The organism is Pseudomonas azotoformans, assembly GCF_900103345.1.
GTDB classification, from domain to species: Bacteria; Pseudomonadota; Gammaproteobacteria; order Pseudomonadales; family Pseudomonadaceae; genus Aquipseudomonas; species Aquipseudomonas azotoformans.
In genome coordinates this window covers 6,291,643-6,304,480 of the sequence record NZ_LT629702.1, presented here as the reverse complement: position 1 = coordinate 6,304,480, position 12,838 = coordinate 6,291,643, and the positions used below count along the sequence as shown (strand labels likewise).

General features: G+C 60.5%; 12 protein-coding genes and 1 pseudogene. 3 read left to right on the top strand and 10 right to left on the bottom strand.

Going from position 1 to position 12,838, the window contains the following annotated elements:
- Window positions 1-5 precede the first annotated feature (5 nt).
- Together BLR69_RS28595 and BLR69_RS28590 are read left to right on the top strand one after the other, a co-directional pair.
- Complete coding sequence (locus tag BLR69_RS28595) at window positions 6-1,454, top strand: M91 family zinc metallopeptidase (protein WP_071496856.1); 1,449 nt, start codon at window positions 6-8, stop codon at window positions 1,452-1,454.
- A 118-nt stretch (window positions 1,455-1,572) separates the two neighbouring features.
- Window positions 1,573-2,472: a polysaccharide deacetylase family protein gene (locus BLR69_RS28590; protein ID WP_071496857.1), complete on the top strand. Its 900-nt coding sequence runs from the start codon at window positions 1,573-1,575 to the stop codon at window positions 2,470-2,472.
- A gap of 3 nt (window positions 2,473-2,475) precedes the next feature.
- On the opposite strand, the pseudogene BLR69_RS28585 reads toward BLR69_RS28590, so the two are convergent.
- Window positions 2,476-2,613, bottom strand: a pseudogene (locus BLR69_RS28585) (carboxymuconolactone decarboxylase family protein); the annotation flags it as partial.
- A gap of 139 nt (window positions 2,614-2,752) precedes the next feature.
- Here BLR69_RS28585 and BLR69_RS28580 point away from each other — a divergent pair.
- Window positions 2,753-4,348: a M91 family zinc metallopeptidase gene (locus BLR69_RS28580; RefSeq protein WP_083365834.1), complete on the top strand. Its 1,596-nt coding sequence runs from the start codon at window positions 2,753-2,755 to the stop codon at window positions 4,346-4,348.
- Between the two features lie 37 nt (window positions 4,349-4,385).
- On the opposite strand, the gene pcaC is transcribed toward BLR69_RS28580, so the two are convergent.
- From pcaC to BLR69_RS28535, 9 genes are all read right to left on the bottom strand, one after another.
- On the bottom strand, window positions 4,386-4,778 hold the full coding sequence (gene pcaC, locus BLR69_RS28575) for a 4-carboxymuconolactone decarboxylase (protein WP_071496859.1): 393 nt from the start codon (window positions 4,776-4,778) through the stop codon (window positions 4,386-4,388).
- A gap of 10 nt (window positions 4,779-4,788) precedes the next feature.
- Window positions 4,789-5,580 (bottom strand): 3-oxoadipate enol-lactonase, encoded by a 792-nt coding sequence (pcaD, locus tag BLR69_RS28570; protein ID WP_071496860.1) that lies wholly within the window; start codon window positions 5,578-5,580, stop codon window positions 4,789-4,791.
- Between the two features lie 10 nt (window positions 5,581-5,590).
- Window positions 5,591-6,946: a 3-carboxy-cis,cis-muconate cycloisomerase gene (locus BLR69_RS28565; protein ID WP_071496861.1), complete on the bottom strand. Its 1,356-nt coding sequence runs from the start codon at window positions 6,944-6,946 to the stop codon at window positions 5,591-5,593.
- Window positions 6,947-6,956: 10 nt separating this feature from the next.
- Window positions 6,957-8,252, bottom strand: coding sequence for an MFS family transporter (locus BLR69_RS28560; RefSeq protein WP_012722673.1), 1,296 nt, complete (start codon window positions 8,250-8,252; stop codon window positions 6,957-6,959).
- A gap of 210 nt (window positions 8,253-8,462) precedes the next feature.
- The gene (gene pcaG, locus BLR69_RS28555; RefSeq protein ID WP_071496862.1) at window positions 8,463-9,029 is read right to left on the bottom strand and encodes a protocatechuate 3,4-dioxygenase subunit alpha; all 567 of its coding nucleotides are present in this window, start codon (window positions 9,027-9,029) and stop codon (window positions 8,463-8,465) included.
- A 1-nt stretch (window position 9,030) separates the two neighbouring features.
- Entirely contained in the window at window positions 9,031-9,735 is a 705-nt protein-coding gene (gene pcaH / locus BLR69_RS28550) for a protocatechuate 3,4-dioxygenase subunit beta (RefSeq protein ID WP_071496863.1), read from the bottom strand.
- A 17-nt stretch (window positions 9,736-9,752) separates the two neighbouring features.
- Window positions 9,753-10,955, bottom strand: a complete 1,203-nt coding sequence (gene pcaF, locus BLR69_RS28545; RefSeq protein ID WP_172832169.1) for a 3-oxoadipyl-CoA thiolase — start codon at window positions 10,953-10,955, stop codon at window positions 9,753-9,755.
- Entirely contained in the window at window positions 10,952-11,731 is a 780-nt protein-coding gene (locus tag BLR69_RS28540) for a CoA-transferase subunit beta (protein ID WP_071496865.1), read from the bottom strand. Before BLR69_RS28540 ends, pcaF begins: the two co-directional genes overlap by 4 nt.
- Complete coding sequence (locus BLR69_RS28535; RefSeq protein ID WP_071496866.1) at window positions 11,731-12,588, bottom strand: CoA transferase subunit A; 858 nt, start codon at window positions 12,586-12,588, stop codon at window positions 11,731-11,733. Before BLR69_RS28535 ends, BLR69_RS28540 begins: the two co-directional genes overlap by 1 nt.
- Window positions 12,589-12,838: the final 250 nt, after the last annotated feature.

Genomic DNA, 12,838 nt, shown 5'->3' with positions numbered 1-12,838 from the left:
CTCACATGGACGCTTTAAATCGTATTGCATGCTCCACGGTCTTCAGCAACAGTTGCTATACACCCGACACGCCTCCTCAACTGGCGTTCACGCCCGACAATCCGGTTCAAGCGCATCGGCATCCGTTTCTGGATGATGGAAATTTGAAGGCCGGCGGGCAATCAGTCTGGGACTTTGACAACAGCCTCAGCAACAGCCTGATCCTTGAAACCGGCGACAAAGCGGACCGGGTCCACATCAGCCAGACCCTGCCAGGCCAGTTGGACGTGAAGGTCAATGGCCGGTTGTATCGCTTTGACAGCCACGATAAAAACGGCGAGCCACTGACCTTTCACCTCAAGACCCACGGCGGTAACGACAACATCCGCATTGACGCCAACGTGACCCAGCCCATCACGGTGGATGCCGGGGACGGCAATGATCGGGTGCGCGCCGGCGGTGGCTACACCCGCCTGTTCGGCGGTCCTGGCAACGACGTACTTCACCTCGGCAGCGGCCTTGGCTACGCCGAAGGTAACGACGGCGATGACATGATCTTTGGCGGTAGCGGCGACAACGTGATCTATGGCAACAACGGCAATGACCGCCTTTACGCCGGTGCCGGGCCAAAAAGCAAAACCAGCTACCTGGATGGCGGCAACGGCAATGACCGCCTGTATGCCGGCAACGGCCATACCGTGCTGCATGGCGGCGCTGATAATGACCGCTTGATCGGCCACGACCGCAGTACGTTCTATACCGGCAGCGGTCGTGATGCAGTGGTTGCCAATCGCCCCGGCGACCTGATCTACGCTCAATCCGGCGATACGATCCGACACCTCAACGGCTCGAGATTAACCACCGTCACGCCTGACCACGCGCCACTTGAAGGGTTTGTCATAAAAGGCTCGGCCGACTTCATCCAACGGGTCGAAGACGATCTGGCCTTGCTGCGCAGCTCCCCTCAGGGCAAACAGATGCTTGCCGAAATGAACGCGATAGCCCGGCGCAACGGCGCACCGGTGACAGTGGTGGAGGACCTGCTCGACACAGGAAGCGGCTACACCTATGGCAGCCTGGAACTTAAAGACTTGTTGCAACACGAACGCCCGCCGGTGGACGGCGACGACCCCAAGTGGGGTTTCATGGTCGACGGCGTGCCAGGGTCGCGGGCTGACCGGGCTGAAATCTCCTACAACCGCTCAGCCCTGGAAGTACTGTCCGGCGTGACGTACTCACCTATCACCGTTCTCTATCACGAAATGGTCCACGCCTATGACGCCGGTAACGGCACTGCGCTGGCAGGCTCGACCGTGGAGACGTTCAAGGGTGAATCATTCGATGTCCCCAACAGCGAACGTCAAGCCGTAGGGTTGCCGACCACGCCCGAGTTTCCCCCCAACCCCAAACCTTTCACTGAAAATGCCTTGAACGAAGAGATGGGCAAGCCGCTGCGCACCCAATACGTCGGTTGAGCCTGAACCGCGCTCGTTGGTCAGGCGGTAACCTCACACCAACCATCTTGCTGTATCGTGCGCGCCTGCCGCTGCTGATCCACCCAGCAGCGGCCTCCTATTCGAGCCCGCGCCCACCATGAAACCCTTCGCCATCGCCTCCGCCGTGCTTGCCCTGGCCCTGAGCCTCAGCGGCTGTATTGGCGCGCCCATCGCCCTGACACCGCAGACCGAGCAGCGCCTGCAAAGCCAGGCGCCGATCCGCTTTCTGCTGACGTTCGACGACGGTCCCAGCGCGTCGGGCTACAACAACCCGAGCCGCTCAGTGGTGGCGGACCTGGCGCAAAACCCGGTACTGCCGGGGATCAAGGCGGTGTTCTTCCTGCAAACCGAAGCCTCGCGCTCCGGCGGCAGTTCAAGGGGCCGCAAGACCATGGAGCGCGAGTATGCGGCGGGCCACATCCTCGCCTTCCACACCGCCACGGCGTTTCACACCAACCATCGCTGGCTGAATGACGCCGAACTGGAACGCACCCTCACCCAGGGTGCCGCTGACATTGCGGCGATCACCGGCAACCCGCCGGTACTGGTCCGCCCGCCGTTCTGGAATTACGACCGCCGCACCTTCGCCGCCTACCAGCGTCACGGCATGCAGGTGCTGCTCACGGATTTGAGTGCCAATGACGGCAAGATCTGGGGCTTCAACGGCAGCCCACGGCGCCGGGCCAATTTGTATCGGCAACTGTCGGTGGTGCGCGAACACATTGCGCTGGGCGAGCTGCCAACGGTGGATGGCGTGATCCCTGTGGTGGTGACCTTCCACGACATCAATCGCTACACCGCACGGCATATGCAGGAGTACTTGCAGATCCTGCTGGACAGTGCACGGATCAACGGCATGAAGACCGCCGCTGAACCGTTCTACACCGATACGGCAGCTCTGCAACGTGCGGCACTGGCGCGCACGGTGAAGGATGTGAGTGAGCCGGTGCATCTGCCGGGCGTGTGGAATTGGGTATGGGATGCCGACTCCCACTGACGCCTATTCGCGCGATTCAACCCCCAACTCATCCCACACCGATTCAGCCAGGTGAAACGTCGCATTCGCCGCCGGAATCCCGCAGTAGATCGCGCTCTGCATCAGCACTTCCTTGATCTCGGCGCGGGTCACGCCATTGCTGGCGCCGAAGTGGAGGTACCTAACCGACCTGCATGCAATTGGATCGGGGATTCTGACTCTCGCTAAACTGAAAACGGAACTATTACGTAAAAAAAACCAATCAGGAGGTACCTCACGTTTTTAATTTAATGGTCAACCGATGATTAAAAATTACCCGACCCTGCCCTCACCCGCTGAAAAATATAAATTATCAGAGTCTACTGAAAACTCTGACACTCCTGTATTTATCAGCGGAGAACGCAACAGCTCAAGTGCGCATACTGAGCGACCAGGAACACCTCGTCCCACCATAGACCAAGAACCTTTATATACAACCATCATTCAACCAACCCTTGTGTATCAAGATGAAAATATAAAAGTCACTAGGGAAGAAACCATAACATCAATGAAAAACTACCCCTCCAATGGCGCTGAGCTAAAGTCCGACAACCTTATTATAGAAACCGGCAACAAAGCCGACTCTATTCGCGTGCGCAAAGGCAAAGATGAAACCCTCGACATCGTAGTTAACGAAAAGCGCTACACTGTACAGCCTAACCGTTACACGACAGGTGACGCTGTTCAAAAAATAACTATTCGAACTCACAGAGGAAACGACACCATCAAAGTCGACAAAGATGTATCAACTGAAATCATTATAGAAAGCGGAGACGGTGATGACGACATCACTGCACGCGGGGCCCGCTCCCGCATCTTTGGCGGAGGGGGTAATGACACAATAAGACTTGGTTCCGGAACTTATTATGTTGAAGGCAATGACGGCAACGATACCATACGTGCGGGCCGGGGCATAAGTTATCTATACGGCAATAAGGGTAACGACCGTATATTCGGAGCCAAGGCGAAAATGGTCTACATGAATGGAGGCCCTGGAGATGACAAACTTTATGGTAGTAAACGTGGACACACCGTGATGAACGGAGGCTTAGGTGACGACCTATTACAAGGTAAAGCTTTGACTACCTTCTATGCAGGTGCAGGCAATGACAAAATAGAATCAAACCATCGCTTTGATGCTATCTACGCGAAGCCAAGCGACTCAGTACAAAAACATCCAGACAATATTGTCAACCCTATTAACTACCTGCACGTCGGAGCCACAGGAATTAAAGTTGAAGGCTCGCCTGAATTTAAGCAGCGCGTCCAAGATGACTTGGAAATGCTGAGATCCTCGCCTACAGGTCAAAAAATGCTGCAGTTTCTAGATTCGAAAGCAGCAGTAAATGGTGTGCCACTAAAAATATTCGAAGTTGAATCCCAGGAAAGCAGCTATTACTACGGGCACAACCCAAACGAGATGAAACTCACAGAAGAAGGCAGAGCGTCCGAACACGCAGAAACATCAGATTTTGGTTTTATTCAAAATGGAAAAAGTGGCACACCCGACAGGGGAGGCGAAGTAGGCTACAATCGCTCCTTTATCGATTCCGAGCCCAACCCTGTCATTGGACCTCACAACTTCCTATATCATGAACTGTCGCATGCTTGGAACGGTATGAATGGTACAAAGCAACCCGACTACAACTCCGGCGAACAGAACATCGAACTTCAAGCCGTCGGCCTACCCACCAACAAACCCGACTTTGATTACGATAACGATCCAAAAACACCGCTCACTAATACCAACCCGGCCCCCTTCAATGAAAATGCTCTTCGTAAAGAGATGAGGGAGCCAAAGCGGGAAAGGTACGCACACGTTAGGGATTACAATGGCGATTACGATAGCGATGAATAAATCCAACCGGATATCACGTTTGTCTCAGGTCCCAAGCTTACGCTTGTGACTCGACCCCCAGCTCATCCCACACCGATTCAGCCAGGTGAAACGTCGCATTCGCCGCCGGAATCCCGCAGTAGATCGCGCTCTGCATCAGCACTTCCTTGATCTCGGCACGGGTCACGCCGTTGCTGGCGGCGGCGCGCAGGTGCAGCTTGAGTTCTTCGCTGCGGTTCATGCCGATCAGCATGGCGATGGTGATCAGGCTGCGGGTGTGCCGCGGCAGTCCCGGGCGGGTCCAGATGTCACCCCAGGCGTGACGGGTGATCATTTCCTGGAATTCGCTGTTGAACTCGGTCAGGGCATTGAGGCTGCGGTCGACATGAGCATCGCCCAGCACTTCGCGGCGCACTTGCAGGCCTTCGGCGTAACGTTGTTTCTCGTCCACAAACAGCTCCTCAGCGGGCCAGCAGGAATTCAATGACGCAGTCGCTGAACGCAGCGCCCGCCTGCACATTGGACAGGTGCGCCGCATAGAACTCGGCGTACTCGGCGCCCTGCACATGGTTCTGGATAAAGTGGCTGCCGGCCGGTGGGGTGACCGCATCGTCGGTGCCGGCAATCACTAACGTCGGCACTTTGATCACGGCCAGTTGCTCACGAAAATCCGCATCGCGCACCGCCGCGCAATTGGCGGCGTAACCTTCAGGCGAGGTCGCCGCGAGCATGTCGGTAATCTGCTTGGCCTGATGCGGGTTGGCCGCTGCGAAATCAGCCGTGAACCAGCGTGCAATCGATGCGTCACGCAGCGCCACCATCGCGTCGGCGCCGTCACGCAGAACCATCTCGATGCGTGGGTTCCACACCTCGGGCGTGCCGATCTTGGCGGCGGTGTTGCATACCACCAGGCGGTTCAGGCGCTCGCCTGCGTTGATCCCCAGCCATTGACCGATCAGGCCCCCCATGGACAAACCGCAGAAATGCGCGCGTTGGATATCCAGCGCATCCAGCAGCGCGATCACGTCGCGACCGAGCTGCTCGATGCTGTACGGCCCCGGAGTGACCAGGGATTTGCCATGGCCACGGGTGTCGAAACGCAGCACGCGAAAGTGCTGGGTGAAGGCCGGGATCTGGATGTCCCACATATGCAGGTCGGTGCCCAGTGAGTTGGACAGCACCAGCACAGGCGCATCCACAGGCCCGTCCAGTTGGTAATGCAGGTCGCCTTCGGCGAGGTGTACAAATGCCACGGTGGTCTCCTCAAGCAAAGTGTTCGGCTACGGCGCGGGTGACCCAGGTGCGGGCCTGGCCCAGGTAGTGGGCCGGGTCGAGCAGGCGGTCCAGTTCGGCCGCCGACAGCTCGGCGGTGACTTGCGGCTCATCCGCCAGTACCGCACGCAGATGCCGTTGCTCGGCAACCGCGCGTTTGCAGCAGTGTTCCAGCAGGTGATGCGCAGTCTCCCGGCCGAGGCGTTGGGCGAGCACGATGCTGACGGCTTCGGCCAGCACCAGGCCTTGGGTCAGGTCGAGGTTTTGGCCCATGCGCTCGGGGTCGACTTCCAACCCTTCGCTCACCAGCAGCGCCTGCTGCAACGCGCCGGAGACCAAGCAGCAGATCTGCGGCAGGGTTTCCCATTCGGCATGCCACAGACCCAGGCTGCGCTCGTGCTCCTGGGGCATGGCGCTGAACATCGTCGATACCAGGCCCGGCACGCGGGTCGCCGCGCTGATCAGCACGGCCGCGCCCACCGGGTTGCGCTTGTGCGGCATGGTGGACGAACCACCCTTGCCCGGTGCGGACGGCTCGAACACCTCCGCCGCTTCGGTCTGCATCAACAGGCTGATATCGCGGCCCAGTTTGCCGAGGCTGCCGGCGATCAAGCCAAGCACAGCGGCGAACTCCACCAGTCGATCACGCTGGGTGTGCCAAGGTTGTTCGGGCAGGGTCAGTTGCAGCTCGTTTGCCAAGGCTTCAGCCACCGGCATGGCCTGTTCGCCCAGCGCGGCCAAGGTGCCGGACGCGCCGCCGAACTGCAGCACCAGCAAACGCGGCTTCAGCTGCGCCAATCGTTGCCGACTGCGCGTGACCGCCCCCAGCCAACCGGCGATCTTCATCCCCAGGGTGACCGGCGTCGCGTGTTGCAACCAGGTGCGTCCAGCCAACGGCACGGCGGCGTAACGCTGGGCCTGGGCGGCCAGAATATCCCCCAGGCGCGCCAGGTCGGTTTCGATCAGCGCCAGCGCCCGTCGCAGCTGCAACACCAGGCCGGTGTCCATCACATCCTGGCTGGTCGCGCCCAAATGCACATAACGTTCGGCCCCGGCATCTTCACTGGCAATCAACTTGCCCAGCGCCTTTACCAACGGAATCGCCGAATTCCCCGCCGTGGCAATCGCCACGCCGAGGGCATCCACGTCGTACAGCGAGGCCAGGCAGGCCTGGGCAATCGGTGCGACAGCGGCCTGGGGAATCAACCCGACCCGGGCCTGGGCCCGAGCCAATCCGGCTTCGAAATCCAGCATGCCCTGCAGGCGTCCGCTGTCGCAGAACACCTCGGCCATGCTGTCGGCCGTGAAGTAAGCGTCGAACAATTGATTGCTCGTGCGCAGTGTCATAACGCGTCCCTTATAGATCGTGGTGCAAGTACTCCGCCTGTTTCGGCAGGCGCAAGCTGAACAGGAAGGCCACCGCCATCATGCCGGTGACGTACCAGTAGAAGGTGTTTTCCATGCCCATGGACTTGAGGCCCAGGGCCACGTATTCCGCCGAGCCACCGAAGATCGCGTTGGCCACTGCGTAGGCCAGGCCCACACCCAGGGCGCGGACGTGAGGCGGGAACATTTCCGCTTTCACCAGGCCGCTGATAGAGGTGTAGAAGCTGACGATGGCCAGGGCCAGGGAGATCAGCACGAAGGCCAGGAACGGGCTGGTCACGGTTTTCAGGGTCAGCAGGATCGGCACGGTGCACAAGGTGCCGAGGGCGCCGAACCAGAGCATCGAGTTACGACGGCCGATCTTGTCCGAGAGCATGCCGAACAGCGGCTGCATGCACATGTACACGAACAGTGCGCCAGTCATGATGTAACTGGCGGTCTTGGCGTGCATCCCGGCGGTGTTCACCAGGTACTTCTGCATGTAGGTGGTAAAGGTGTAGAAAATCAGCGAGCCGCCGGCGGTGTAGCCGAGCACCGTGATAAACGCCGCCTTGTGGTTGCGAAACAGCGCGGCGATGCTGCCGGCGTCCTTGTCCTGGCGCATTTCCTTGCTGGTGGTTTCCTTGAGGGTGCGCCGCAGCAGCAGAGAGATCACCGCCGCGATGGCGCCGATCACGAAGGGAATCCGCCAGCCCCAGGCGCGCAGTTCTTCTTCGGTCAGGATCTGTTGCAGGATCACCACCACCAGTACCGCCAGCAGTTGCCCGCCGATCAGGGTCACGTATTGGAACGAGGCGAAGAAACCGCGCTGGCCCTTGAGCGCAACTTCACTCATGTAGGTCGCCGTGGTGCCGTATTCGCCACCCACCGACAGGCCCTGGAACAATCGGGCGACCAGCAACAATGCCGGAGCCCAGGCTCCGATGTCTTTGTAAGTGGGCAGGAAGGCAATGACCAAGGAACCGGCACACATCATCAGCACCGAGATCATCATCGAGTTCTTGCGCCCGTGCTTGTCGGCCACCCGGCCAAACAGCCAGCCGCCGATAGGTCGCATCAGGAAGCCGGCGGCGAACACGCCAGCGGTGTTGAGCAGTTGCACCGTGGGGTCGTCCGACGGGAAAAACGCCGGGGCAAAGTAAATGGCGCAGAAGGCATAGACGTAGAAGTCGAACCATTCGACGAGGTTGCCGGAGGATGCCCCGACAATCGCAAAAATCCGTTTGCTGCGTTCTTCTCCGGTGTAGTGACTGGTTGTTGTTGTCATGTTTTTTTCACTCAGTGGGAACGGTTATAGCCTAGACATACTTTGCAACAACCATGTTCCGCAAGAAGACTTTTGGATGTGTGTTACCTGAAGCCTGATTCCTGTAGGAGCGAGCTTGCTCGCGAAAATCGCCAACGATGACGCGGGCAGCCTGAATGAATGCGGCGCTCTCAGGTTTTTCGCGAGCAAGCTCGCTCCTACAGGGCTGGGTCAATAATCGAAGAACACCGTCTCTTTATCCGTCCCCTGCAGAATCACATTCCACTGATACACCCCCGCCGCATCCTGCCGGGCGATCAAGGTACTGCGACGCTCTGCTGGCACACACGCCAGCAACGGGTCATCCCCATTCAGCGCCTCGCCCTCGAAATAAATCCGCGTAAGCAAGTGCTTCACCAACCCACGGGCAAACACCAGTACCACCAGGTGCGGCGCCTGGGTGGTGCCCTTCAGGCCCGGCACGGCGCCCGGCTTGATGGTGGTAAAGCGGAACCGCCCTTCGGCATCCACCGGCACCCGGCCGAAACCGTCGAAGTTCGGGTCAAGCGCTTTGTCCTGCTCATCTTCCGGGTGGTCATACTTGCCGGCGGCGTTGGCCTGCCAGACTTCGAGCATGGCGTCGTTGACGACATCGCCGTTGCCATCCACCACTTGCCCGCTGATCGCCACGCGCTCGCCAAGGGTGGCGGCCACGGTGAGGTCTTCGCGGTTCAGCCAGGTCAGGCCGATGTGGTAATACGGCCCGACGGTGTGGGACGTGGTCGCGTTGAGTGTCATCTCATTTCTCCATCGGCGTAGCGTCGCGGCCGCGCAGGACGATGTCCCAGCGGTAGCCGAGGGCATAGGAAGGAATGGTTTTTTCCAGGTCGAAGCGGGCGATCAAGCGTTCCTTGGCCGAAGTGTCCGGTACGCAGTTGTAGATCGGGTCGTACGCCAGCAGCGGGTCGCCGGGGAAGTACATCTGCGTGACCAGGCGCGTCAGCACGCTCGGGCCGAACAGCGAAAAGTGGATATGCGCCGGGCGCCACGCATTGTGGTGGTTGCCCCACGGGTAGGCGCCGGGCTTGATGGTCTGGAACTGGTACCAGCCATCAGCGTCGGTGACCGTGCGGCCGGTGCCGGTGAAGTTCGGGTCCAGCGGTGCGTCGTGCAGATCGCGCTTGTGGTTGTAGCGCCCGGCAGCGTTGGCTTGCCAGATCTCTACAAGAATGCCCGGCACCGGCAGACCGTTTTCATCGAGCACACGACCATGAATGATGATGCGTTCGCCCTGGGGCTCGCCTTCATGCTGGGCGGTGAGGTCGTTGTCCTTCTCGTTGACCCGCTCGGCACCGATGGTCGGGCCGGTGATTTCCGACAAGGAATGGGGCAGGAACACCAAAGGCTGCGACGGCGAACGCAGGTTCGTCGACTGGTAGGCCGGGTGCAGGTAATCCGGTTGAGTGCCCGCTTGCGGGCGCCGGTATCCGGGCTTGTCACTCATGGAGCAATCCTCTCTTGTTAGATGCGTTCAATCGCCAGGGCCAGGCCTTGGCCGACGCCCACACACATGGTCGCCAGGCCTTTGCGGCCGCCGGTTTTTTCCAGCTGGTGCAGCGCGGTCAGCACCAGCCGCGCGCCGCTCATGCCCAGCGGATGGCCGAGGGCGATGGCGCCGCCGTTCGGGTTGACCTGGGGTGCGTCGTCGGCAATGCCCAATTCACGCAACACCGCCAGGCCTTGGCTGGCGAAGGCTTCGTTGAGTTCGATCACGTCAAAGTCAGTGACCGCCAAGCCAAGGCGCTCGACCAGTTTGCGCACGGCCGGCACCGGGCCGATGCCCATTACCCGTGGCGCGACACCGGCGCTGGCCATGCCCAAGACGCGGGCGCGGGCGGTCAGGCCATGTTTCTTGACGGCTTCGGCGGAAGCCAGGATCAACGCTGCCGCGCCGTCGTTCACACCCGACGCATTGCCGGCGGTGACGGTCTTGTCGGGGCCATTGACTGGCTTGAGTTTGGCCAGGGCTTCCAGGGTGGTGTCCCGGGGATGCTCGTCCTGCTCTACCACGGTTTCGCCTTTTTTATGGGCGACCCGCACCGGCACGATTTCTTCAGCGAAGAAGCCGGCGGCTTGTGCGGCGGCAGTGCGTTGCTGGCTGCGTAGGGCAAAGGCGTCCTGGTCGGCACGGGACACCTGGTAATCGTCGGCGACGTTATCGGCGGTCTGCGGCATTGCATCCACGCCGTACTGCTCTTTCATCAACGGGTTGATAAAGCGCCAGCCGATGGTGGTGTCTTCCAGCTTCATGTTGCGCGAAAACGCCGCGTCGGCCTTGCCCATCACGAACGGCGCGCGGGACATCGACTCGACGCCACCGGCAATCGCCAGCTCCATTTCGCCGCAGGCAATCGCACGAAATGCGGTGCCGATCGCATCCATGCCCGAGGCACACAAGCGGTTGAGGGTCACCCCCGGAATGCTCTCCGGCAGACCTGCCAGCAACAGCGCCATGCGCGCCACATTGCGGTTGTCTTCACCGGCCTGGTTGGCGCAACCGAGGAACACCTCGTCGACGGCATTCCAATCCACCGACAGGTTGCGCTCGATCAGGGCCTTGATCGGCAGCGCGGCCAGGTCATCAGCCCGCACGGTGGACAGGCCACCGCCAAAACGGCCGATGGGGGTACGAATGGCGTCACAGATAAATACATCGCGCATCAGGCTTCTCCCGGTGCTTGGCCATGGGCGGCCGCGGTGCGTGCTTCAAGGTCACGCAGGGCGGTCAGCTCAACTTCAGTGGGTTCGGCGGTGGTGTCGACCTGCTCGGCAAACCGAATCGCCCAACCGGTGGCGGCCACCACTTGCTCACGGGTCACGCCCGGGTGCAGCGCGGTGACTACGAACTCATTCGTGCCCGCTTCCGGCTCCATGATGCACAGGTCGGTAATAATCCCTACAGGCCCTGCGCCCGGCAGGCCCAGGCGCTTACGCGAGTCGCCGCCTTCGCCGTGGCCGACCGAGGTGATGAAGTCCAGCTTGTCGACAAACGAACGCGCCGACTGCTTGAGGATGATCAGCACGCTTTTGGCGGAACCGGCGATCTCCGGCGCGCCACCGGCACCCGGCAGGCGCACTTTGGGCTGGTGGTAGTCACCCACCACAGTGGTGTTGATGTTGCCGAAGCGGTCGACCTGGGCGGCGCCGAGGAAGCCCACGTCGATACGCCCGCCCTGCAGCCAGTAGCGGAAGATCTCGCCGGTCGGCACCACGGTGTCAGCGGTTTCTGCCAGTTCGCCGTCACCGATGGACAGTGGCAGTACCGATGGCTTGGCGCCAATCGGGCCGGACTCGTAGATCAGCACCACATCCGGCGACGACGTCAGGCGCGCCAGGTTGGCCGCCTTGGACGGCAGGCCGATGCCAACGAAGCACACGGAGCCGTTCTTGAGGCGGCGCGCGGCGGCGACGGTCATCATTTCATTGGTCGAGTAAGCCATTACTTGGCCTCCTGCGCGGTGGCCAGCTTGGCCTGGAATTCGGTGAAGTCGGCGGTGCCGTGGATGTATTCGTTGATCCACGCGGTAAAGGTCCCACGGTCGCGGGCGATCGGGTCCCACGCCTGGTAGAAGCGGTTGTCACGCTCGTTGTAGCCGTGGGCGTAGGACGGGTGCGCGCCACCGGGCACATGGCACACCGCCGTCAGGGCCCAGGTCGGCAAGACGCAGCTGTTCATCGGCGCATTCAGGTCATCGACGACTTCTTCGACAGTGACAATGCAGCGCTTGGCCGCCAGGGCCGCTTCCTTCTGCACGCCGAGGATGCCCCACAGCAACACGTTGCCCTTGCGGTCGGCTTTTTGCGCGTGGATCACGGTGACGTCCGGACGCACCGAAGGCACCGCCGCCAGCACTTCGCCGGTGAATGGGCAGGTGACGGTCTTGATCAGCGGGTTGACCTTGGGCAGGTCGGAACCGGCGTAGGCACGCAGCACCGCGAACGGCAAGCCCGATGCGCCGGCGACGTAGGCATTGGCCAGGTCGGCGTGGCTGTGTTCTTCGATTTCCAGCGGTTGCGGCCATTGCTTTTCTACCGCGTCACGCAGGCGATGCAGGGAGCCCACGCCGGGGTTACCGCCCCAGGAGAAAATCAGCTTGCGGGCGCAACCGGCACCGATCAACTGGTCGTAGATCAGGTCAGGCGTCATACGCACCAGCGTCAGGTCTTTCTTGCCCTGACGAATGATTTCATGACCCGCTGCCGTAGGGATCAGATGGGTGAAGCCTTCGAGGGCGACGGTGTCGCCGTCGTGCACAAATTGCTTCACCGCGTCACGCAGCGCGAGGATTTCAGCCATGGGGTTCGGGCTCCCGGTGTGGATCGAAAAAGGCGCTGAGGTGGCGCCGAAGTGCTTGAAGATTAAGCCGGGGAAATGGGTCAAACAATCCGATAATCGACTCAGCGTTCGATTATCGAACGGATTGTTATCTACCTAACAATTTCTGCAGGAGCGAGCTTGCTCGCGAAAAACCGCAGTGCGCCACCGTGAATCAGGCACCCCGCGTTATCGTTAACGACCTTCGCGAGCAAGCTCGCTCCTACAAGGG